16 protein-coding genes are annotated in these 22,521 nt (G+C 73.3%); 9 read left to right on the forward strand and 7 right to left on the reverse strand.

Features of this window, described 5'->3' with window-relative positions; translation table 11 throughout:
• Positions 1 to 125: 125 nt before the first annotated feature.
• Positions 126 to 1,385 (reverse strand): type VII secretion-associated serine protease mycosin, encoded by a 1,260-nt coding sequence (gene mycP / locus IF17_RS0123780; protein WP_030569339.1) that lies wholly within the window; start codon positions 1,383 to 1,385, stop codon positions 126 to 128.
• A gap of 14 nt (positions 1,386 to 1,399) precedes the next feature.
• Positions 1,400 to 2,926, reverse strand: a complete 1,527-nt coding sequence (gene eccB, locus IF17_RS0123785) for a type VII secretion protein EccB (RefSeq protein ID WP_030569342.1) — start codon at positions 2,924 to 2,926, stop codon at positions 1,400 to 1,402.
• Between the two features lie 183 nt (positions 2,927 to 3,109).
• On the opposite strand from eccB, the gene eccE reads away from it, so the two are divergent.
• The 9 genes from eccE (at position 3,110) to IF17_RS0123830 (ending at position 15,176) form a co-directional block, all read left to right on the forward strand.
• The gene (gene eccE, locus IF17_RS0123790; RefSeq protein WP_030569345.1) at positions 3,110 to 4,447 is read left to right on the forward strand and encodes a type VII secretion protein EccE; all 1,338 of its coding nucleotides are present in this window, start codon (positions 3,110 to 3,112) and stop codon (positions 4,445 to 4,447) included.
• A 41-nt stretch (positions 4,448 to 4,488) separates the two neighbouring features.
• The gene (locus tag IF17_RS0123795) at positions 4,489 to 5,199 is read left to right on the forward strand and encodes a hypothetical protein (RefSeq protein WP_030569348.1); all 711 of its coding nucleotides are present in this window, start codon (positions 4,489 to 4,491) and stop codon (positions 5,197 to 5,199) included.
• Positions 5,200 to 5,296: 97 nt separating this feature from the next.
• On the forward strand, positions 5,297 to 5,530 hold the full coding sequence (locus tag IF17_RS0123800; RefSeq protein WP_015611831.1) for a DUF397 domain-containing protein: 234 nt from the start codon (positions 5,297 to 5,299) through the stop codon (positions 5,528 to 5,530).
• Positions 5,531 to 5,857: 327 nt separating this feature from the next.
• Positions 5,858 to 8,998, forward strand: coding sequence for an SCO5717 family growth-regulating ATPase (locus IF17_RS0123805; RefSeq protein ID WP_030569353.1), 3,141 nt, complete (start codon positions 5,858 to 5,860; stop codon positions 8,996 to 8,998).
• Positions 8,999 to 9,194: 196 nt separating this feature from the next.
• Positions 9,195 to 11,072, forward strand: coding sequence for an ABC transporter substrate-binding protein (locus tag IF17_RS0123810; protein WP_030569356.1), 1,878 nt, complete (start codon positions 9,195 to 9,197; stop codon positions 11,070 to 11,072).
• Positions 11,073 to 11,075: 3 nt separating this feature from the next.
• Positions 11,076 to 12,167 (forward strand): ABC transporter permease, encoded by a 1,092-nt coding sequence (locus IF17_RS0123815; protein WP_030569359.1) that lies wholly within the window; start codon positions 11,076 to 11,078, stop codon positions 12,165 to 12,167.
• Positions 12,164 to 13,093, forward strand: a complete 930-nt coding sequence (locus tag IF17_RS0123820; protein WP_030569362.1) for an ABC transporter permease — start codon at positions 12,164 to 12,166, stop codon at positions 13,091 to 13,093. The genes IF17_RS0123815 and IF17_RS0123820 overlap by 4 nt, the downstream gene beginning before the upstream one ends.
• Entirely contained in the window at positions 13,090 to 14,157 is a 1,068-nt protein-coding gene (locus IF17_RS0123825; protein WP_030569365.1) for an ABC transporter ATP-binding protein, read from the forward strand. The genes IF17_RS0123820 and IF17_RS0123825 overlap by 4 nt, the downstream gene beginning before the upstream one ends.
• Positions 14,154 to 15,176, forward strand: a complete 1,023-nt coding sequence (locus tag IF17_RS0123830; protein WP_030569368.1) for an oligopeptide/dipeptide ABC transporter ATP-binding protein — start codon at positions 14,154 to 14,156, stop codon at positions 15,174 to 15,176. The genes IF17_RS0123825 and IF17_RS0123830 overlap by 4 nt, the downstream gene beginning before the upstream one ends.
• A 9-nt stretch (positions 15,177 to 15,185) precedes the next feature.
• On the opposite strand, the gene IF17_RS0123835 is transcribed toward IF17_RS0123830, so the two are convergent.
• The 5 genes from IF17_RS0123835 to rbfA all read right to left on the reverse strand — a co-directional run bounded on the left by IF17_RS0123835 (position 15,186) and on the right by rbfA (position 22,503).
• Positions 15,186 to 16,298, reverse strand: coding sequence for an XdhC family protein (locus IF17_RS0123835; RefSeq protein ID WP_030569371.1), 1,113 nt, complete (start codon positions 16,296 to 16,298; stop codon positions 15,186 to 15,188).
• A gap of 49 nt (positions 16,299 to 16,347) precedes the next feature.
• Entirely contained in the window at positions 16,348 to 17,304 is a 957-nt protein-coding gene (locus IF17_RS0123840; RefSeq protein WP_030569373.1) for a bifunctional riboflavin kinase/FAD synthetase, read from the reverse strand.
• Positions 17,305 to 17,351: 47 nt separating this feature from the next.
• Entirely contained in the window at positions 17,352 to 20,921 is a 3,570-nt protein-coding gene (locus tag IF17_RS0123845) for a hypothetical protein (protein WP_030569375.1), read from the reverse strand.
• Positions 20,922 to 21,124: 203 nt separating this feature from the next.
• Positions 21,125 to 22,024, reverse strand: coding sequence for a tRNA pseudouridine(55) synthase TruB (gene truB, locus IF17_RS0123850; RefSeq protein ID WP_030569377.1), 900 nt, complete (start codon positions 22,022 to 22,024; stop codon positions 21,125 to 21,127).
• The gene (rbfA, locus tag IF17_RS0123855) at positions 22,021 to 22,503 is read right to left on the reverse strand and encodes a 30S ribosome-binding factor RbfA (protein WP_018509552.1); all 483 of its coding nucleotides are present in this window, start codon (positions 22,501 to 22,503) and stop codon (positions 22,021 to 22,023) included. Before rbfA ends, truB begins: the two co-directional genes overlap by 4 nt.
• Positions 22,504 to 22,521: the final 18 nt, after the last annotated feature.

Here is a 22,521-nt window from a genome sequence, read left to right on the forward strand (position 1 = left end):
GTTGCTATCGCATCGATGCGATCCGAGCCCATCTCATCCGGTAACTCTAGTCACTGCGTGGCGCCGGGCCAATTGGGTTGGCGGCCACATGACTTGTCTCATGCCTCGGCCGAGGCGCTCCTCCGTCAGGCGCCGCCCGCGAGCCGCCTCTTGCGGCGTCTCGTGTCCCGTACGGCCACTGCCACACCGGCGATCGCGGCCACCAGGACGCCGCCGCCCACGACGACGTACGTCGCGAGGCGGGCGTTGCGTTCGTCGGCCGTTTCGCCCAGCTGGAGCTGGGCCGTGGTCGGTGCTTCGCCTTTGCTCATGCCCTCGCTCGCGACCGGGCGCTCGATGGGCTTGTCGTCCTCGGTGAGGGCGCGTACCGGGTCGACGACGCCCCAGCCCACGTGGCGGTCGTGGCCCGCCACCGAGCGCTCCGCCGTCTGCTGCATCTGGGCCACGATCTGCCGCGGCGTCCAGCGGGGGTGCTTCGCCTTGATCAGCGCGGCGACTCCGGCGACGTACGGGGCGGAGAAGCTGGTGCCGTTGTCGGCGCAGTGGCCGCCGCCGGGGACGGTGGAGACCATGTCCACGCCGGGGGCGGCGATGCCGACGAACGGGCCGCCCTGGGAGAAGTAGGCGCGTTCGTTGTTCCGGTCCGAGGAGGCGACGGCGAGGACGCCCTCGTACGAAGCGGGGTAGGTCAGCTTCGCCTTGCCGTCCATGCCGTCGTTGCCCGCCGAGGCGATGACCACGACGTTCTCGGCCAGGGCGTGGTCGACCGCCTGCTTCAGGCGCGGTGTCGGCGCGACGGCGTCGGCGGTGTCCTGGGAGATGTTGATGATGTGGGCACCCGCGTCGTCGGTGGCGTAGCGGATGGCCCGGGCCAGGGAGTCCGCCGTTCCGTTGCCGTCGGCGTCGTTCTGCTGGATCGGGATGATCGTCGCGTCCGGGGCGAGGCCGGCGAAGCCCGTGCCCTTCGCCTCGCGCGCGGCGATGATGCCGGCGACCTTGGTGCCGTGACCCACCGTGTCGGTGGTGCCGTTCTCCTTGCCGCGTTCGATCTCGCGGCCGTCCTCGGTCTTGAGCTTCTTCGGCAGGAAGTTCTTGCCCGCCTTGACGTCCACGGCGGGGGTCAGCTGGGGGTTCTTCACGTCGACGCCGGTGTCGATGACCGCCACGCGTACCCCCTTCCCGGTGGACTGCTTCCACAGCTCGTCCATGAGGACGCGCTGCAACGACCAGGGGCGGCCCGGGTACTTCTTCCCGTCGAACGTGCACTGGGTCGTGTCGTCCGCCGCCGCCTGAGGGGACGGCAGGGCGACGAGGAGGAAGCCGGTGGCCGCCGCTGTCGTCAGGAGGTGCCTGGTCGTACGAGGCAGAGGGGTGGGGCGCTTCATCTGTCCGGCGCTCCTCACGAACCCTGCGGCTGGCTCGCCGCGCCCGTCGACAGTCGCGGACCCGTCGGCAGGAACGTGGACCAGGCCGCCGGTACGGGGGTGGGGTCGACGTCCTTGTAGCCGAGGAGGTTCTGCGCCTGCTGGGCCTCCTGCAGGCGCGCCTCCCGTTCCTTCTTCGAGCCGGACGCGCCGATACCGGAGTCGTCCTGGCCGCTGTCGCTGTTGGACTGCATCGCGTAGCGCAGTCCGGTGTCGGTGACCAGGAAGAGGAAGCCGACATCGGTCTGGGAGCCCTGGAACTGGCGGAAGAACTCGCCGGATCCAGGGGTGACGTAGGCGCTGGAGGAGCCGGTGGGGAGCGTCGCCGGGAAGCCCGTACCCACCCAGGTGGAGAGGGTGGTGGCGCCGTTGTCGGCGTCGACGTCGCGCAGGACGTTGCACACGGTGTTCCGGCTTCCCTTCGTGACGTCGGGGGAGTTGACGGCCTTCGCCTCGTGGACCGGCCAGTCCAGCTCCGCGCCGAAGGCCCGGCCCGGCGAGAACGCCGAGGCGCCCACCGGCTTCACCTGGCCGGCCTGGCCGAGCTTGTCCAGGTCCCGGCTGCTGAGCAGGAGCTTGGCGATGAAGTCCGAGACCGGGGCGACCCTGCCGGGGAGGACGACGTACTGCTGGGTCCTGGTTCCGGCGGTGGCGGCCAGGACCATGCCCACCTTGTTCGTGTCGTCGTCGAGCGTGCCCGGGACGTTCGCGGGGGTGCCGGGGACGCCGTCCAGCGCCGGGAAGGTGATCCGGTCGCCCTGGTGCAGCGTCGCCAGCCACGCGGCGGAGACCCTCTGGGGCTTGGCGCCCGGGTCGACCAGGGTGCGCAGCAGCAGTTCGTCGGCGGGGACCGGGTACGCCTTGCCCGTGGCGTCCACGAGGTAGCGGGTCCGGTCGGGGCCCTCGACGTACATCACCTCGCCGCCGCGCAGCTTCGCCTTGCCCTCGGTCTTCCCCTCCTCGCGCTCGGCGAAGACGAAGGCGGCCTTCTGGATGGCCCGGCCGCCCTCTCCGGGCTGTTCGCAGACCGCCCAGCGCTTGGCGAATCCGGCGTCCTTGGGGTCGGGCAGCCGGTCGGGCGCGTACGGGATGCCGAGCGTCGCGCCGTGCGGGATCGTGCCGTTGTCCAGCACCGATTCGTCGACGTTGACGACCTTGCCCTTGTCCTGGGCGAGCAGGAGCTTGGCCGAGGACATGTTCAGGACGGGGTGGAGCTGCTTCTTGCCGTCGGTCGTCAACACCACGTAACGGGTGGTGGACTTGCTGGCGATGATGACGTTCTCGTTGGGGGTGTCCCAGTCCTTGGGGGCCACCGGCTTGAACATGCCCCAGGCGCCGAAGACGGCGAGGACGACGACGCCGATGATCGCCCCGGGGACGACCGCGCGCAGGGGGCGCGGTGCGCCTTCCTCGGAGCCGGTCGGGTTGGGTTGCAGGAACTGTGCGATCAACCTCCGCTTCGCAAAGGTGTAGGCGTTGAGCTCATCCCGCCGTGATGCCATGTTCCGCTGCCCCTTCTCCCCGATGGTCGACCAGGGTGCCACACACACCGTCGGCCCCTGGTGTCGCACCGGGCCCCTACTATGCCCCCAGGGGCTCGGCCCCCACTGCTCAGGTAGGGTGACCAACCGATCAACACCCGTACGGAAAACGGCGAATACGGGACACGAGGGGGCAACGCGGCAATGGGTGCAGCTACGCGCGAGCGTACCGGGCGGTCCGGCCGCCGGGCCTCCGGTCCTTCCCGTCGGCAACGCAGCAACGAGCCGGCCGCCACAGCCCCCGCCACCACGCCGAGCGCCCCCGCGGCCACCACCCTGCGCGCCACCGCGCGGACCGGCCGGGTCCGGCCGCTGCGACGGCAGCTGGTGATCATCGAGGCGGCGCTCGCGGTGGCCGTGGTGGGTGCGGCGCTCGGCGGTGCCTGGCTGGTGCCTGCCGGGGTGCTCGTCGTGCTGCTGGTGCTGCTCGCGGTGGTACGCCGCCGGGGCCGCGCGCTCCAGGACTGGCTGGCCGGCGCCCTCCTGCTCAGGGCCCGGCGGCGGGCGGCGGCGCCGGGCGCCGACGCGGAGCCGATGCTGGCCCCGGTCGCGGAGAACGTGCCCGGCTTCGGCCCCCACATCTACGTCGACCGGGACCACCGCACGGTGGGCATGCTCGGCGACGGCACGTTCCTGACCGCGGCGGTACGGGTGGAGGCGAGCGGTGAGGCGCTGCGGCCCGCGTTCGGCGCCCGCTCGCTCCCGCTGTCGCTGCTCGGCGACGCCCTCCGGGTCGACGACATCGTGCTGGAATCCGCGCAGTTGGTGCAGCAGGTACGGGCCGCTCCCGCCCCGCATCTGCCGCAGCAGTCGGTCGCCCGTCTGTCGTACGGGCCGCTCCAGGACAAGACGGGAGCGCCCGCCCTGCGGATGACCTGGGTGGCGGTGAAGCTGGACCCGGAGCTGTGCCGGGAGGCCATCGAGGCGCGCGGCGGCGGGCTCGAAGGAGCCCAGCGCTGCCTGGTGCGGGTCGCGGACCATGTGGCGAGCCGGATCACGGGGGCCGGGTTTCGGGCCGTGGTGCTGGACCAGGACGAGCTGAACTCGGCGGTCGCCACGTCCGCCTGCGCCAACCCCCTGCTCTCGGGGCGTGCCGGGCGCCCGGACGCCGCACCGCAGCGGCGCACCATGGAGACCTCGCGGGTCTGGCGGTGCGACGACCGGTGGCACACCACGTACGCCGTGGACCGCTGGCCCGAGTTGGGCCGGGGCGCGACGCCGCTCCCGCAGCTGGTCGCGCTGCTGACGTCGGTCCCCGCGTACGCCACGACCTTCAGCCTGACGGTGCGGCGCGGAGCCCGGCAGGGCGAGACGAGCGTCAGCGGCCATGTCCGGGTGACCGGCGGGTCGGACACCGAACTCGTCGGCGTACGAAGGACGTTGGAGCAGGCCGCCCGGCACGCGAAGGTGGGTCTGGCGCGGCTGGACCGCGAACAGCTGCCCGGTGTGCTGGCGACGCTCCCCCTCGGAGGGGCCCAGTGAGAAGCGGATCGCGGAGAGGCGGAGCAGCAGTGGCGCGTGGTGTGACGGAGCGGGCCGGGGCCAGGCGCGGACTGCTCGGCCCCCGCCACGCGGGGCACACCGTGCCCACCGACGACCTCGGCGCCCTGTCGCTCCCGGTCGGCGACGACGGCGTGATCATCGGCAACGACGCGGAGGGGCGCCCGCAGCTGATCGGGTTCCACCGCCCGGTCCCGTACGACGTCACGCTGATCGGCGGGCTGTGGACGGCGCAGGTGCTGGCGCTGCGCGCCGCGGGCACCGGTGCCCGGGTGGCGGTCGAGACCGGCCGGGTGCAGGCCTGGACCACGCTGGCGCAGGCGGCGGGCGCCGGTCTTGAGTGCGTCTCCCTGTACGACGTGGGGCGGGTCCCGCCCACGGGCGCCACGGTCGGCAGCCCCGTGGTGGTCATCCGCGACTGCGGTATGCGACCGCCGCGCGGCCGGGTGATCTCCTCCCCCTGGCAGTCCGTCCTGACGCTGCTCCCCTATCTCAGCCCCGTGGCACCCCGGTTGCTGCGTTCCTCGGCGCTCGTGGGCATCCAGCGGGTCTCGCCCGACGAAGCGCAGCAGATCGGCCGGATCCTGGGGCTCGCACCGGCCGAGAGCGAGGCGCTGCCGACGCTGGCGGACGGGGTGACGCTCTGGGTGGCGGGCCGCGACCACCACTGGGTGATGACGAGTGCGACGGACGCGGAGACCGGTCTGCTGGGCACAGCTCGCCGGATGGACTGATTCCTCTCCCGTTCGCACCACACGTGGCCCTCCCACCGGGGAGCATGGACCCCGCAACGACACACAGTTCGACAGTTCGATCGGAAGGGACGCCGGCATGGGCACCCAGCAGGAAAAGGACGAGCTCTACGCTCTCGACATCTCGGGCGTGGAGTGGCTGAGCGCGCCCGGCACCGAGGACGTCGAGGAGCGGGTCGAGATCGCGCATCTGCCCGGGGGCGCGGTCGCCATGCGCTCCTCCCTGGACCCGGACACCGTCCTGCGGTACACGGAGGCGGAGTGGCGGGCCTTCGTCCTGGGTGCCCGCGACGGTGAGTTCGACCTCAAGTAGGCGACGCAGGCGGTACGAGGGTGGTGGCCGGGCCTGGCCGCCACCCTTCGCCATATCGCCGCATGTCCTGAATTGACCGCCTCTCTCTTCCGCTTCTGCCGCACTCGGTTCGCCGGTGAGCGGCAGGTGACGCAGAGGGCGCTCTTTGCCGTGCGATACGGCCTGCCGGAGTTCGCCCCATGGCGATTAGGGTGGGTGGGGCGCGGCAGAAACCTGCGAGCGGGTTGTGCGCGTCGCAAGGGGGAGAGCCGGGCGTACCGGGCCCGATGAGACCGGTCGCCCCCACCCACCACGGCACAAGGGTGCTCGACCACACCAGGAGGCATAGTGAACAGCGATCGGGACGAGATCCGCGGCGGATGGAACACGCCCGTCGACGAGTCGTCCGACGCGGATCCCGCCGAGATGACGGGTGAGTTCACCATCGACTACACCCCTCCCGCCTGGTACACGCAGAACGCGGCGGGGGACTCCTCGGGAGGCGCGGGCTCACACCTGGCACCGCCTCCGCCGCCGCACGGGGCCCCGGTGTCCGTGCCTGAGCAGCCGTCCCAGGGCGGGTTCGACCCCAACTGGGCGCCTGCCCCTCCGGCGCCGCCCGCCCAGGCGGATGCCCCCGCCCACGCGGATGCTCCCGTCGTTCCGGCCGCCCCGGAGGCGCCCGCTCCCGTCGCCGATCCGGTCGGGCCCGTCGTTCCCGGTGTGCCGGCCGTTCCGGCCGCCTCCGCCGATGCCTCCGGTGACCCGGGGCCGTTCGGTGGCGGGGATGTGGAGAGCGGCGCCACCATGCGGTTCTCCCCGGCCGCCCTGAAGCGCGAGATCGCCGAGCGCGAGGCGGTAGCGGCTTCCGCGGCTGGGGCGGGTACGGGTACGGACTCCGGCCTGTCCGGTACGGAGCCGGGTTCGGCTTCCTCCCGTACGGAGTCGAGCTCCACGGACGCCGACGGTACGGACACGGGTTCCACGGCCACCGGCCACGGCTCGGGCACGGACGCGGACCCGCGCACGGAAACGGACACGGACGCGGGCGCGGACGGCGACTCGGACGCGTCGGCCACCGCGGATGCCCCGAAGCCCGCGGACTCCGCCGACGCGGCGGACCCGGCCGACGCGGACGCCGGTGCAGACGGTGACCGCTCCCCCGGCGCCGAGGCAGACCTCCAGGCCGACGCCGTCCCGCAGGACGCCCCTTCCCAGGGCGCCCCGCCCGCCGCCCTGCCCGGACCGCAGGCCTCCGCCGCGCCGGTCCCGTGGTCCGCGCCCGCCGAGAGCGGCGCGCTGCCGCCGCTGCCGCCCGCCTTCCAGCCGGCGGCCCCGCAGCCCAGCGCCCCGCAGCCCGCAGCACAGTGGCCCGCCCCCGTGCCGCCCCAGGAGGCCCCCGGCGGTTACGGCTTCCCGCAGGCGCCTCAGCAGCCCCAGCAGTTCCACGGTCAGGGCCCCCAGGGCGCGCCGCTGCCGCCCCAGGCCCCCCAGGGCGCGGGCGGCTACGGCTTCCCGCAGCAACAGCCGCACCAGCAGTTGCCCCCGCAGGGCGCCCAAGGCGGCTACGGCTTCCCGCAGGGCCAGCCGCACCAGGCCGCCCTCGACGCGCCCCAGCAGCACCCGCAGGGCCAGCCGCACCAGCAGCCCGCCCCCTTCCCGGCGCAGGCCACCCCCAACCTGCCCGCGCCCGCCACCCCGGCCACCCCTCAACAGCCGCAGCCGTACCAGCAGCCGGGCCAGCCCCGGCCGCCCCACGCCCAGCAACCGGGACAGCAGCAAGGCCACCAGCAGGGCCAGCAGCCGGGCCACCAAGGCAGCCCGGACCAGCCCGTCGACCCCCGTGCCGGCGGCGCCTGGCCCACCCCGGTCACCCACGACCAGCGCGAGCGTTCCGTACCGGGCGCACCGCTCGGGTACACGGCGGCGGTCGAGCTCTCCTCCGACCGGCTCGTCCGCGGCAAGCAGAAGGCGAAGAGCAGCCGCAACCCCTCCGCCGCCTCCCGGTTCAAGCTGGGCGGCAAGAAGGAGGAGGCCGAGCGGCTGCGCAAGCTGGAGCTGATCCGTACGCCGGTGCTCTCCTGCTACCGCATCGCCGTCATCAGCCTCAAGGGCGGCGTCGGCAAGACCACCACGACCACCGCGCTGGGCTCGACCCTGGCCACCGAGCGGCAGGACAAGATCCTCGCCATCGACGCCAACCCGGACGCGGGCACGCTCGGGCGCCGGGTGCGGCGCGAGACCGGGGCCACGATCCGCGACCTGGTCCAGGCGATCCCGTACCTCAACTCGTACATGGACATCCGCCGGTTCACCTCGCAGGCCCCCTCCGGGCTGGAGATCATCGCCAACGACGTGGACCCGGCCGTCTCCACGGCGTTCAACGACGAGGACTACCGGCGCGCGATCGACGTACTCGGCAAGCAGTACCCGATCATCCTCACCGACTCGGGCACCGGCCTCCTCTACAGCGCCATGCGCGGCGTGCTGGACCTCGCCGACCAGCTGATCATCATCTCCACGCCCTCGGTCGACGGCGCCTCCAGCGCCTCCACCACGCTGGACTGGCTCTCGGCCCACGGGTACGCGGACCTGGTGCAGCGTTCGCTCACCGTCATCTCGGGCGTCCGCGAGACCGGCAAGATGATCAAGGTCGACGACATCGTGCAGCACTTCGAGACGCGCTGCCGGGGTGTCGTGGTCGTCCCGTTCGACGAGCACCTGGCGGCGGGCGCCGAGGTCGACCTGGACATGATGCGGCCGAAGACCCGTGAGGCGTACTTCAACCTCTCGGCCCTGGTCGCGGAGGACTTCGCGCGCGCCCAGCAGCAGCAAGGGCTGTGGACGGCGGACGGCCAGAACCCGCCCCCGCAGTACGCCCCGCCGATGCCTGGCCAGCAGGGCTACCCGGCACAGGGCCAGCCGTTCCCCGGCCAGCAAGGTCAGCAGGGCCAGCACCCCCACGCCCCACAACAGCACCAGCAGCCCTACCCGCAGCAGCAGCCGGGCGGCCCCGGCGGCCAGCAGCCGTACGCGCCCCAGCACCCCGCCCCCGGCCGGCCCTACCCGCCGCAGCAGCCGTACCCCGGGCAGCAGGGTCACCCCGGCCACCCCGGTCAGCACGGCCAGCAGGGTCACCCCGGTCAGCAAGCTCACCAGGCCCAGCCGATGCCGCATCAGCAGCCCTACCCCGGACAGCAGCAGCCCCAGCCGCCGTACGGGGGATATCAGCCGAGCGCTCCCCAGCCCCCGCAGCAGCCCTACCCCCCGCAGCCGGACCCGGCCGGACAGCAGAACGGGTGGCAGCAGGCGCCGCCCGCGCAGGCCCAGTCGGGTGGACCGGCCCCCGCCACACCTCCGCAGGGACAGCCGGGCGGTCAGCCGGGTGGCCAGGACAACCCGGCAGGCCAGCCCGATCTGCAGGGTCCGGTGGATCCGGCCGGGTGGCAGCAGAGGCCTCCGCAGCCGCCGCAGGCTCCTCACCAGTAAGGCGTTAGAGGTCTCGACCAATGAGGGCTCGTACCGCTCGCGCGGTGCGGGCCCTCATCGCTGTTTTCCCAGCCCACACGCGGTTTGACGGACCGTTGACCAGCCTCGCGACCGCTGATAGACCTTCGCTTCACCAGCTGGCGAACCAGAGATCAACCCTCCCTCTCAAGCGAGTGATGACGCGAGGTCCCCGTCCATGGTCACAAGAGTCTCCCCCCACACCCTCCGGCCCGGCAGTCGCCTGCGTACCCTGCTCGCCTCGGGTGCGACGGCCCTGGCGCTCACCGCCGGGGCCGTCGTCCCGGGAAACCCGCTCGCGCCCGCGCCCTCCGAGGCCCGCGCCGACGACGGGAGGACGACGCTCACGGTCGCCGTCGCGCAGAGCGTCGACTCGCTGAGCCCGTTCCTCGCCCAGCGGCTGCTGAGCACGAGCATCCACCGGCTCATGTACGACTACCTGACCAACTACGACGCCAAGGACAACAAGGCGATCCCGGGCCTGGCCACCGCCTGGGAGCCGTCGGCGGACAAGCTGACGTGGACGTACACGATCCGGCCGGACTCGCAGTGGTCCGACGGGCAGCAGGCCACCGCCGAGGACGCGGCCTGGACGTTCAACAAGATGATGACCGACGAGGGCGCCGCCACCTCCAACGGCAGCTTCGTCTCCAACTTCGAGAAGGTGACCGCGACCGGCAAGGACAAGCTGGTCATCCAGCTCAAGGAACCGCAGGCCACGATGGCGGCTCTGGACGTCCCGATCGTGCCCCGGCACGTCTGGGAGAAGGTCGAGGACTTCTCCAAGTTCAACAACGACAAGGACTTCCCCGTCGTGGGGAACGGCCCGTTCATCCTGACGGACTACAAGGTCGACAGCTTCGTGAAGCTCAAGGCCAACAAGGACTTCTGGCGCGGCTCGCCCAAGTTCGACGAGCTGGTCTTCCGCTACTACAAGGACCAGGACGCGGCCGTCGCCGCCCTGCGCAAGGGTGAGGTCTCCTTCGTCGCGGGCAGCCCCAGCCTGACCCCCGCTCAGTCGGCCTCGCTGGAGAACGCCCCGGACATCAAGGTGAACGACGCCCCGGGCCGGCGCTTCTTCGCGCTCGCCGTCAACCCCGGAGCCCGTACCAAGGACGGGAAGAAGTTCGGCGACGGCCACCCGGCGCTGCTGGACCAGAAGGTGCGGCACGCGCTGTTCATGGCCGTCGACCGCAAGACCATCATCGACAAGGTCTTCCAGGGCCACGCCGTCGAGGGCGAGGGGTACATCCCGCCGCGCTTCTCCGACTACTTCTGGAAGCCGTCGGACGGCCAGAAGCTCGCCTACGACCCGGCGAAGGCCTCCGCCCTGCTGGACGAGGCCGGGTACAGGAAGAACAGCGCGGGCAAGCGCGTCGGCAAGGACGGCAGGCCGCTCGACTTCCGGATCCTCTGCCACGCCACCGACCCGAACGACAAGGCGATCGGCAAGTACCTCCAGGAGTGGTGGGGCGAGCAGGGCATCGGGCTGAAGGTCGACTGCCTCGACAACGTCTCCGACCCCTGGTACGCGGGTGAGTACGACCTCGCCTTCGACGGCTGGTCCGTCAACCCGGACCCCGACTTCGTCCTCTCCATCCACACCTGCGCCGCGCTGCCGTCCAAGGCGAAGGAGTCGGCCGCGACGGACAACTTCATCTGCGACAAGCAGTACGACGAGCTCTACAAGAAGCAACTGGCGGAGTACGACCCCGCCAAGCGGGCGGATCTTGTGCGGCAACTGGAGTCGCGGCTGTACGACACCGGGTACATGAACGTCATGGCGTACCCGAATGCCGTCGAGGCCTACCGCACCGACCACATCGAGTCCATCACCACCATGCCGGCGGCCGCGGGCAACATCTACGGCCAGGACGGTTACTGGAGCTGGTGGTCGGCGGTCCCTGCCGCAGGGGCCTCCTCGTCGTCCTCCTCCGACTCCGGTGGGTCCTCCACCGGGGTGCTCATCGGGGTCGGGATCGCCGTCGTCGTCCTCGCCGGTGGCGGACTGCTGTTCGCCATGCGTCGCCGCTCCACCGCGGAAGACCGTGAATAGTCCATGAGCTCAGAATCCACTCCCGCGCTGGTCAAAGGCGCGGCGGGCGTGGAGAGCACCGCATCCGGCGGCCCGGCTCCGGCCGGGCCGCCGACCCGCTCCCCGCGCTCCCGCTCGACGGCCGCCTACCTCCGCTATGCGGCGGGCAAGCTGGCCGGGGCGGCCGTCTCCCTCTTCGCCGTCCTCGTCACCAGCTTCTTCCTCTTCCGGCTGATCCCGGGCGACCCGGTCAAGCAGATGACCGGGGGCCGCCAGGTGTCGACCGAACAGATCGCGGCGATGCGCCGTGAGTTCGGACTCGACCTGCCGCTCTGGCAGCAGTTCACCCAGTACTGCGGCAAGGCCCTGACCGGCGACTTCGGTACGTCGTACCAGTTCCGGGCGCCCGTCATCGACAAGATCGGCGAGGCGCTGCCCGCCACCCTGCTGCTCACCGGCACGGCGTTCGTCATCTACACGCTGCTCGGCATCTGGCTGGGCGCCCGCTCCGCCTGGCGCAACGGCAGCGCCGGGGACCGGACCAACACCGCGTTCGCGCTGACGCTGTACTCGGTGCCCTCGTTCTGGCTCGGCCTGCTCCTCATCATCACCCTGTCGGTCGGCATCGGCCCGATCCCCGGGCTCTTCCCGACCGGCGGCATGGAGTCCGGCTCCACCACCGGCTTCGACCGCGTCCTCGACATCGCCCACCACATGGTGCTGCCCGTCATCACGCTCGTCGCGGTGGAGTACGCGCGCACGCTGCTGGTGATGCGCTCCTCACTGCTGGACGAGATGGGCAGCGACTACCTGACGACAGCCAGGGCGAAGGGGCTGCGCGACGACCTCGTACGCCGGAAGCACGCCGTGCCGAACGCGATGCTGCCGACGGTGACGCTGCTCTTCGTGAACCTCGGTACGACAGTGGCGGGTGCGATCCTCGTGGAGACGGTCTTCTCCTGGCCAGGGCTCGGCGGCCTCTTCTACCAGGCGCTGAGCGTGCCGGACCTGCCATTGGTGCAGGCGCTGTTCTTCGTGTTCGCCTCCGCGGTGATCCTGATGAACACGCTCGCCGATGTGATCTATCCGCTGCTGGATCCCCGGGTGGGCCGATGACTGTCACGACCGACAAAGCCGCGTCCCCACCGACGGACAGCCCGCGCGCCCTCGCCCGGGCCCGGCGGCGGCAGGCCGCCCTCCGCTTCTGGCGGCAGTACCGCACGCACCGCGCCGGGCTCGTCGGCCTCGCCGTGCTGGCGGTGATCGCCCTCCTCGCGCTGACCGCGCCCCTGCTGGTGGGGGCCGACTCGCAGAGCGTGACCAATGCCCCCGGCGGCCCGATGGAGGCGCCGAGCGGCGAATTCCCTCTCGGAACCGACCAGTTCGGGCGCAGCCTGCTCGCCCTGATGCTCTGGGGCACCCGGGTCTCGCTCACCGTCGGCCTGCTGGCCGCCTTCCTCTCCGTGGCCATCGGCACCCTGATCGGGATCACCGCCGGCCACTTCAAAGGCTGGTACGCCACCGTCATCATGCGGGTCACCGACTGGTTCCTGGTGATGCCGACCCTCGTCCTGGCCATCGCCCTGGCCACGGTCCTCTCCCGGTCCATCTGGACGACCATCCTGGCGATCGGCGTGACGACCTGGCCGACCACCGCCCGCCTGGTCCGGGCGCAGACGCTCTCGGTCGAGTCCCGCCCGTACATCGAACGCTCGCGGGCACTCGGCGGCGGACACGGCCACATCATGTCCCGCCACGTCCTGCCCAATGTGATGCCGCTGGTGCTCGCCCAGACCACGCTGGTGATCTCCACCGCCATCCTCACCGAAGCGACCCTCGCCTTCCTCGGGCTCAGCGATCCGACGATCGTCTCCTGGGGCGGGCTGCTCCAGGACGCCCGTGAGGCGGGGGCCGTCAGCTCCGGCAACTGGTGGTACCTCGCCCCGCCCGGACTCGCCATCGCCGTCGTCGCGCTCGCCTTCACGCTCTGCGGCCGCGCCATCGAGTCCGTGCTCAACCCCAAGCTGGGGGTGTCCCGTTGACGGCAACAACCACCACGACGAACCCGAACCCCGACCCGTCCCCCAGGCCCGATCTCTCGAAGCCCGTCGGTGACCCACCGCTCCTGGAGGTGCGGAACCTGACGGTGACGTACGGCAGTGGGGCCGGTGCCGTCCCCGCCGTACGGGGGGTCGATCTGCGGGTGGAGGCCGGGCAGAAGCTCGGCATCGCCGGGGAGTCCGGCTGCGGCAAGTCCACGCTGGCCCTCGCCCTGCTGCGCCTCCTCCCCGCATCGGCCGGGCTGTCCGGGGAGATCCTGCTGGACGGCGAGGACATCCTCACCATGAAGTGGGGGCGGCTGCGGGCGGTCCGCTGGGCGGGTGCGTCGATCGTTTTCCAGGGCGCTATGCACTCGCTCAACGCGGTCCACCGGGTCGGGGACCAGATCGCCGAACCGATCCTGCTGCACAGCAAGGCCACCCCGGCCGCCGCCCGCAAGCGCGCCGGGGAGCTGCTGGAGCAGGTGGGGCTGCCCGCCGCCCGGGCCCAGGCGTACCCGCACGAGCTGTCCGGCGGTCAGCGGCAGCGCGTGATGATCGCGATGGCGCTGGCCTGCGATCCGCGCCTGATCGTCGCGGACGAGCCGACGACGGCCCTGGACGTGATGATCCAGGCCCAGATCCTGCGCCTGATCGAGCAACTGGTGGCCGACCAGGACGTCGGCCTGATCATGATCAGCCACGACCTTGCCGTGCTGGCGGACACCTGCGACCGGCTCTCGGTGATGTACGCGGGCCGGGTCGTCGAGGAGGGCCCGGCCCGGGAGGTGTACGCGGAGGCCCGCCACCCGTACGGCCGGGCGCTCTCCGCCGCCTTCCCGAAGATCGGGGACCTCGCCTCCCGGCGCGCCCCACGCGGCCTGCCGGGCGACCCGCCGGACCCGGCGGCGCTCCCGGGCGGCTGTACGTTCCACCCGCGCTGCCCGGTGGCGCTGGACTCCTGCGCCACGGAGGACCAGGAGCTGCGGGAGGCCGGGGGCGAACGGCGGGCGGCCTGCGTGCTGGTGGACGCGCCCCCTTCGGACCGATCGAGGAGCACCTCATGAGCACGGCCCCCCTCGCCACCACCACCCCCCGCCTCCCCCTCCTCAGCGCCGAAGCCCTGAAGGTCACCTTCCCCGGCCGGCGCGGGGCCGCCACCGCCCGCGCCGTCGACGGCGTCGACCTCGACATCCGGCCCGGCGAGATCGTCGCGCTGGTCGGGGAGTCGGGGTGCGGGAAGACGACACTGGCCCGGTCGCTGCTCGGCCTGGTCCCGCCCACCGCCGGCCGGGTCACCTTCGCGGGTGCGCCGCTGGACTACGCGGGCCGGGCGCTCAAGGCGTACCGGAAACGCGTGCAGCTGGTGCTCCAGGACCCCAGCGGCTCGCTCAACCCGCGGCACACGGTGTACGACGCGGTGGCCGAGGGCCTGCGCATCCACGGGTACGCCGGGGACGAGCGGGCGGCTGTCTCGGAAGCCCTGTCCCGGGCCGGGCTGCGTCCGCCGGAACGGTTCTTCCTCCGCTACCCGCACGAGCTGTCGGGCGGCCAGCGCCAGCGCGTCGTGATCGCCGGGGCGCTGGTCCTGGAGCCGGAGCTGATCGTGGCCGACGAGCCGGTGGCCTCGCTGGACGCGTCGGTACGGGGCGAGATCCTGGCCCTCCTGCTGCGCCTCCGCGACGAACTGGGCCTCTCGGCGCTGGTCGTCACCCATGACCTCGGGCTCGCCTGGAACATCGCGGACCGGGTGGCGGTGATGTACCTCGGCCGGATCGTCGAGACGGGCCCGGTCGAGCAACTGCTGACGGCCCCTCAACACCCGTACACGCAAGCGCTGCTGTCCGTCCTCCCCGAGGCGGAAGGCGAACCGGTCGTCCTGACCGGCGAGCCCCCGGACCCCTCGAAGGTCCCGTCGGGCTGCCGCTTCCACGTCCGCTGCCAGGTCCTCGCCTCGGGCGAGGCGGAGCGGGCCGGGGTGGCGGAGGCATGCCGCACGGTGGACCTGCCGGTGCTGAACGGCGGGGCGGACACCCAGGTGGCGTGCCACTGGGCGGCGGTGTGCGGGCGCCAACAGCGCTCGTGATCCGTACAGCTAAGGCGTGATCCCGTGGTGGATGGCGCCCGTCAGCTCGCCGAGCGGGCGCCCCGTGCCGCCCCAGCGGTGCTGAATGATCTCGGCCGCGATGGAAACCGCCGTCTCCTCCGGCGTACGGGCTCCGAGGTCGAGGCCCACGGGTGAGGCGAGGCGGGCGAGTGCCGCCTCGTCCACCCCGGCCTCGCGCAGCCGGGCGAGGCGGTCGCGGTGGGTGCGGCGGCTGCCCATGACCCCGATGTACGCGGCCGGGGTGCGCAACGCGGCGACGAGCAGCGGCACATCGAACTTCGGGTCGTGGGTGAGGACGCAGATCACCGTACGGGCGTCGACCTCGGTCGCCTCCAGATAGTCGTGCGGCCAGGCGCGGACCACCTCGTCGGCGGTCGGGAAGCGTTCCCGGGTGGCGAAGGCGGGGCGGGCGTCGCAGACGGTGACCCGGTAGCCGAGGAACGAGCCGATGCGGGCGGTGGCCGCCGCGTGGTCGATGGCGCCGAAGACGAGCATGCGGGGCGGCGGCGCGTGCGGACGGACGAAGACGGACACCTCCTGCATACGGCGCTGGCCGTGCGCCCCGTACCACTGGATGCCGGTGAGGCCCTGCTCCAGCAGCCCGCGGGCGTCGTCCGTGACGGCCGCGTCCAGCCCCTCCGTGCCGAGCGTGCCGGAGACATCGGTGGCGCGGACGACCAGGCGGGCGCCGGTCCCGGCCGCGCCGCCGGACAGGACCGTGGCCTCCGCGACCGGCACGTCGGCGGCGATCAGGTCCAGCAGCGCCGCGAGACCGGCCAGCTCGGCCTCCGACGCATACGCGCGCACCAGCACCTCGATCGTGCCGCCGCACGTCAGCCCGACGCCGAACGCCTCGTCGTCGCTGATCCCGTACGACACCACGCGTGGCGCCGCCCCGGCGAGCACCTCACGGGCGACCTCGTACACATCGCCCTCGACGCAGCCCCCGGAGACGCTGCCGAGCACGGTGCCCGCCGCGTCGACCACCATGACGGCGCCCGGGTCGCGGGGCGCGCTGCCGTGCACGGCGACGACGGTCGCCAGGGCGAGGGGCGTACCGGCGGCGCAGCGGGCCCGGAGGCCGGGCAGGATGTCGTGCACCCTGTCAGCATCCGCCGTCCCCGGGCGGGGCGCACGGCCAGGACGTACGTCAGTGGGAGCGGTCGTACGCGGCGATCAGCTCGCTGCACCGCTTCACGTCGCCGGCCATCGCCACCAGGAGGTCGTCGATCGTGTCGAACTTCAGCATGCCGCGTACGTACGCGAGGAAGTCGACGGCCACGTGCAGCCCGTACAGGTCCAGGCCGACGCGGTCGATCGCGTACGCCTCGACCGTCCGCTCGGTGCCGTCGAACTGCGGGTTGGTGCCGACGGAGATCGCGGCGGGCATCGACTCGCCCGCCACCTCCAGCCAGCCCGCGTAGACGCCGTCGGCGGGGATCGCGGTGTGCGGGAGGGTCTCCACGTTGGCCGTGGGGAAGCCCAGTTCGCGGCCGCGCTGGGCGCCGCGGACCACGATGCCCTCGACGCGGTGCGGGCGGCCGAGGATCTCGGCGGCGCCGGCGACGTCGCCCTCGGAGACCAGCCGGCGGGTGAGGGTGGAGGAGAACGGCTGGCCGCCGCCCGCCTCACCGGTCACGAACAGGTCGATGACCTCGACGGTGTAGTCGTAGGTGGCGCCCAGCTCGGTCAGCAGCGCGACGTTCCCGGCGGCCTTGTGGCCGAAGCGGAAGTTGGGGCCCTCGATGACGGCCTTGGCGTGCAGCTTGTCGACGAGGACCTTCACGATGAAGTCGGCGGGCGACAGCTTCGAGAACTCCGCGGTGAACGGCAGGATCAGCACCGCGTCCACGCCCAGCTCCGCCATGAGTTCGGCGCGGCGGTGGTGCGGGGCGAGCAGCGGCGGGTGGCTGCCGGGGCGGACGACCTCGCTGGGGTGCGGGTCGAAGGTGACGACGACGGACGGAACGCCCAGCTCACGGGCGCGCTCGACGGCCCGGCCGATGATCAGCTGGTGTCCGCGGTGCACGCCGTCGTAGGAGCCGATGGTGACGACGCTGCGTCCCCAGTCCTGGGGGATGTCCTCCAAGCCACGCCAGCGCTGCACTGTGACCGCTCCTCGCCCGAACCTGTGTACGTGTGTATGTATGCCGATTACGCAGGTCTAAGACTGCCATGCTCACGCCCCGCCGCCTGCATCGGCATCGGCATCGCCCGACGTGATGTCTCCAACGCCTCCACCGTGCGCCGGGCGCTGGGGCCCACCACGGCCGCCCACTCCTGCGGGGCGTCGGCGAGCCAGCGGATGACGAGGGCGGCGAATCCGGGCACGTCCCGGGCGAGCTCGACGAGGCGGCGGTCGAAGCGGGCGGCGCCCTCGGGGGTGCGGACGAGGAGCATGCCGGTGCGGTGGACGAGGGCGCGCGTACGGATCTCCGGGCGGGCCTGCGCCCCTGCTGCCGCGGCCTGGAGGAGGACGTCCAGGACGTCCGGGTCCCGGCCGGTGGTCTGCTCGAACTCCAGCAGGACCTCCAGCAGCTCGGCCCGCAGCGGCCGGGAGGCGGTGGACCCGGCCCCGGCGAGCACCCGGGCCAGTGCGGCGCGTACGGGGGGTGGGGCGGGGCGGTCCCTGAGGAGTCCGGTGACCAGGGGGAGGAGCAGGGCGCGGGCGGCGGGGCCGTGTTCGAGGCGGAGGTCGACGTACTCGGCGGCGTGGGTGCCGTCCTCGGGGTGGGCGTCGATGTACTCGCGTACGAGCCCGGCGACGTGCAGCGCGAGCGCGGGCGTGTCGAGCCCGGCCAGGGCCCGCAGGACCGCCGCCGCGCCGTCGCCGGGGCGGGCCAGGCGGGCGCGGAGGGCGGCGAGCACCGGCTCGGGGTGGAGGGGGAAGACCTCGGCGAGCAGCTCCACGGGGAGGCGGGGGTCGCCGTGGGCGAAGAGGCGGAGCGCCTGCGGGAGGTGGCGGCCCCGGCTCTTGGGGTCCCGGACGAGGAGGGTGAGGGCGGCGGCGTGGAGGCCGGCGTCGTCGGGGCGGGCGAGCAGCTCCGAGGCGGCCGAGCGGAGCAGGGCCCGGTCGCCCTCGGCGGTGATCCGGGGCTGGAGGAGTCCGGCGTACCTGGCGGCGGCGGAGCGGCGGGCCGGGCGGTCCTCGTCTCGGGCCCAGCGCTCGACGGCCCGGCAGAGCGCGGTGGGCTCGTCCTCGGCGAGGGCGGCGAGCAGCTCTCCGGCCCGGGTGTGCGGGGTGGCGACCAGGGCGTCGGTGAGGTCGTCGACGGCCAGGTCGCGGCGGGCGTGGAGCAGTGCCTGCGCGGCGGCGGCCACGGTGGGGCGCAGGCCCTCGTCCGGCGCGTCGGAGCCGCCGATCAGGAGCGGGCGTTCGTCGGTGAACCAGCGGCAGAGCAGCGGCAGGACGACGGGGGCGTTGAGCGTGAGGCGGCGGGCCACGGCGTCCAGGTACCGCTCGTCGCCGTCGGTGCGGGGCACACCGTCGGCGGGGACGAGGCGGCGCAGGAGGTCGATCCGGTCCTCCTCGGGCAGCCGGAGCCGCCGCCAGAACCAGGGCCCGAACTCCCCGTACGCCCCCGGTGCCGCCGGTCCCCCGGCGGCGTCGGCCGCGCGGCGGGTGATGCGCCCGGCGAGGACCCGCAGGACGCCGAGGTACGGGCGGGCGTCGGGCACCCGGAGCAGGCTGCCGCCGAGGAGGTGGGCCGCCCACCAGGCGGCGTCCTCGCCGCGGGGGCCTTCACCGTGGTGTCCGTCCGCCCACAGCCGGTCCAGCGCCTCGATCAGGTCGGCCATCCGGTGCGCGAGCGCGGCGGTGCCCTGGCGGCGGCCGAGGAGCACCATCGCCTGGATCACCGGCCCGATCCGGTGCCGGGGCACGGGCAGGGAACGCGGCTCCCCCTCGACCCCGGCGCTCGGCAGGCGCACCACCGCCCCGCTCCCCCGGTGCCAGCGGTGCACCAGCGAGCGCAGCGCCGCGTCCAGGTCCAGATGGGCGCCCTGCACCCAGTCGCCCAGCTCCTCGTGGGCGAAGCGGTAGCCGGCCCCGGCGGGCACGAGGAGCCCCTCCGTCAGCACGGCCGAGGCCCACCCGGTGCGCCAGGGGAAGACCTCCTCGAACGCCTCCCGGTCCAGCTCCCCCTGCCCCGGGCCCAGACAGCGCCGGGCCGCCTCGTGGACCTGGCCCGCGACCCGGGCGGCCAGCCGGCGTACGGCGGTGCCCCGGGGCTGTTCACCGGCGGCGGCCGCGATCCGGACCGCGATGCGCACGCACATGAGGTCCAGGTGGGCGCCGAAGACGTCCTCGGTGTCGGGGCGGCCCGGGACGCCGGGCGGCAGGGCCTCGCGGACCTCGGCGAGCAGCCGCAGGGTGAGCGGGTGCCGGTCGTGGCCGGGGGCGAGGGCGTGCGGCGGGATACCGAGGCGCTCCTTGGCCCGGTCGGCCTGGTCGGGGGTGAGGTCGGCCAGGCGCAGGGACGGCGGCAGCGCCCGGGCGGGGCGGTGGGGGCGGTGCAGGGCTCCGGGCGGATAGAGGGCACCCGCCGTCTCCCAGTGCTCGGGGCGGCAGGCGACGACGAGCCGGACGCCGTGCTCCCGCAGCCAGCCGGCGGTGTTCGCCGTCCACTCGGGGAGCCGGTGGGCCAGCAGCGGGGGCATCTCCTCGGGGCCGTCCAGGACCACGAGGAGGGGGTGGCCCGCGTCGGCGGCGAGCGCGGCGATCCGTTCCGCGGTGGCCGTCGCCATGTCGCCGAGGGCCCCGGCGGCGGCGACGATGCGGGCCGAGCGGGTCAGCGTACGGTCCGCCGCTTCGGCGACCGAGGTGTCGTCGGCGAGCAGGTCGGCGCCGCGCAGCCAGAGCGTGGGGGCGGGCGCCGCGCCGTCGGCCCGGCGGGCGGCAAGGGCGGCCAGCTCGGTGGTGCGGCCGGTGCCGGGTCCGCCGACGAGGCCCAGGACCGTGCCGGTACCGGTGGCGAAGGCGGCGAACTCCGCGTGGATGTCCTCGCGCTCGACGGGTGCGGTACGTGCCTTCGGACCGTCCGCCGAGCCGACGGAGGTGGCGGTGAGCTGGAGGGCCCCGGCGAGGTTGAGGTCGGGGCCGTAGGCGGGGGCGGCGGTGGCGTTGCGCGCGAGGAGGGCGTCGAGGGCGGGGTCGGCGCCGCGCGGGACGGGGAGGGCGAGCCCCGCGGCCTCGTACGGGGTGGTGAGGGCGGTGCACAGGAGGCCGAGGACCGCGCCCGTGGCCGGGTCGGTGACCGGTCCGCCGATGGCCGCCCCGCCGGAGCGCAGGGCGTCGCGCCCGTCGGTGCCGAGGGCCAGCTCCAGGGCGGCCGGGACGGGGTGCCCGCAGCCGTCCGGTGCGGTGTAGGTGGCGGGGGCCGTGCCGAGGACCCGGGCCTCGCGGCGGCCGTGGGCGGCGATCCCGACGTAACTGCCGGGCTCGATCCGCTCCCGTACGGCGATGGGCAGCGGCTCCACGCCGAGGGTTCCGGAGCCGCCCGTACGCAGGAGGGCGAGGCCGAGGGCGGGCAGCGCGGTGATGTCGTCGGGGCCGACGGAACAGGTGCGGCCGTCGGTGCCGTGGAGGAGGTACGGGCCGGGGGCGGCGGTGGCCTGGTGGGCGGTGACGACCGTGCCGCGGTCGTCCGCGACGAAGCCCGTCCCCCGCGGCCGGCCGGCCTGATCACAGATTCTCACCAGCGTCGACCGGTCCCCACTGCCCATGGTCCGACGGTAGGCCGCCGGTGATCTCCAGGAGCGCACGGACGGGGAACGCGCCCCCCGCGCCCCCGGTATTCACTCCGAGCGCCCGTCCGATGGGGTGAATAGCCGTGTCCTGGCGGAGCAGAGATGGTCCCGGGGTGGGGAAGGTGGAGCGGGCACCGGGTGGGGGGTGGTGCCCGCTCCACACACCGAGCGGGAGCGGTTCAGGCGAAGACGGCGAGGCTCTTGGCCTTGCCCTTCTCCTCCTCGACGAGCACGAGGAACGTCCCGTCGGGCCCGAAGACCGCGACCGGCCCCGGCGGGCAGGCGGGCATGTCCAGCCGTACGCCGTTGAGGAGCAGCTTGGCGCGCTTCTCGTCGACGTCCCAGCGGGAGAAGGCGGAGGCGGCCGCCTCGGCGACGGGCATCACCGTCAGCTCCTCCTGGTGCTGGTCCAGGGTGCGGGCCGCGTCCAGTCCGTACGGGCCGACCCGGGTGCGGCGCAGGGCCGTCAGATGGCCGCCGACGCCGAGTCCGGCACCGAGGTCCCGGGCCAGCGCGCGGATGTACGTCCCCGAGGAGCAGACGACGGAGACGACCAGGTCCATGACCGGGGTGCCGTCCTCGGCGACGGCCTCGCGGACGTCGTAGACGTTGAAGGAGGAGACGGTCACCGGGCGGGCCGGGATCTCGAACTCCTCGCCGCCGCGCACCCGCGCGTAGGACCGCTTGCCGTCGATCTTGATGGCGCTGACCTTGGACGGGACCTGCATGATCGCGCCGCTCAGGGCCGCCACTCCGGCGTCGATGGACTCGCGGGTCACGCCGGACGCGTCGGTGGAGGAGGTGATCTCACCCTCGGCGTCGTCCGTGACGGTGTCCTGGCCGAGCCGGATCGTGCCCAGGTACTCCTTCTCGGTCAGCGCGAGGTGGCCGAGCAGCTTGGTGGCCCGCTGGACGCCGAGCACGAGGACTCCGGTCGCCATCGGGTCGAGGGTTCCGGCGTGGCCGACGCGGCGGGTGCGGGCGATGCCGCGCATCTTGGCCACGACGTCGTGCGAAGTGAAGCCGGACGGCTTGTCGACGATGACAAGGCCGTCCGGCGTGGTGGTCTGCTCGGTCATGCGGAGGCGGGGCCCTCGTTCTTGTCGGTCGAGCCGGGGGTCTCCGCCTCGTCGTCCTCGTCCTCGGGCTTGCGGTACGGGTCGGCGTCGCCGGCGTACTTCGCGCCCGTGGAGACCTCGCGCACCTCGGCGTCCTTGGCGCGCGCCTTGTCGAGGAGGTCCTCGATGGTGCGGGCGTTGTCCGGGAGGGCGTCCGGGACGAAGGCCAGGCTCGGCGTGAACCGGACCCCGGTCTGCCGGCCGACCTCGGAGCGGAGGACGCCCTTGGCGCTCTCCAGCGCCGCGGCGGAGGCCGCGCGCTCCTCGTCGTCGCCGTAGACCGTGTAGAAGACCGTGGCCTCCCGCAGGTCGCCGGTGACCCGGGCGTCCGTGATCGTCACGAATCCCAGCCGCGGATCCTTGATTCGCCGGTCCAGGGTCTCCGCGACCACGACCTGGATGCGATCGGCCAGCTTGCGGGCCCGCGCGTTGTCGGTCACCGGTCCGTCACTCTTCCT

This window comes from Streptomyces cyaneofuscatus (assembly GCF_000718135.1).
In the GTDB taxonomy this organism is placed as follows: domain Bacteria; phylum Actinomycetota; class Actinomycetes; order Streptomycetales; family Streptomycetaceae; genus Streptomyces; species Streptomyces cyaneofuscatus.

Coding starts and splice junctions, on each gene's coding strand:
- IF17_RS0123800 (WP_015611831.1), top strand. CDS start 5,297: ATGGGCACCCAGCAGGAAAAGGACGAGCTCTACGCTCTCGACATCTCG.
- IF17_RS0123810 (WP_030569356.1), top strand. CDS start 9,195: ATGGTCACAAGAGTCTCCCCCCACACCCTCCGGCCCGGCAGTCGCCTG.
- truB (WP_030569377.1), bottom strand. CDS start 22,024: ATGACCGAGCAGACCACCACGCCGGACGGCCTTGTCATCGTCGACAAG.
- IF17_RS0123820 (WP_030569362.1), top strand. CDS start 12,164: ATGACTGTCACGACCGACAAAGCCGCGTCCCCACCGACGGACAGCCCG.
- eccE (WP_030569345.1), top strand. CDS start 3,110: ATGGGTGCAGCTACGCGCGAGCGTACCGGGCGGTCCGGCCGCCGGGCC.
- eccB (WP_030569342.1), bottom strand. CDS start 2,926: ATGGCATCACGGCGGGATGAGCTCAACGCCTACACCTTTGCGAAGCGG.
- IF17_RS0123815 (WP_030569359.1), top strand. CDS start 11,076: ATGAGCTCAGAATCCACTCCCGCGCTGGTCAAAGGCGCGGCGGGCGTG.
- IF17_RS0123830 (WP_030569368.1), top strand. CDS start 14,154: ATGAGCACGGCCCCCCTCGCCACCACCACCCCCCGCCTCCCCCTCCTC.
- mycP (WP_030569339.1), bottom strand. CDS start 1,385: ATGAAGCGCCCCACCCCTCTGCCTCGTACGACCAGGCACCTCCTGACG.
- IF17_RS0123845 (WP_030569375.1), bottom strand. CDS start 20,921: ATGGGCAGTGGGGACCGGTCGACGCTGGTGAGAATCTGTGATCAGGCC.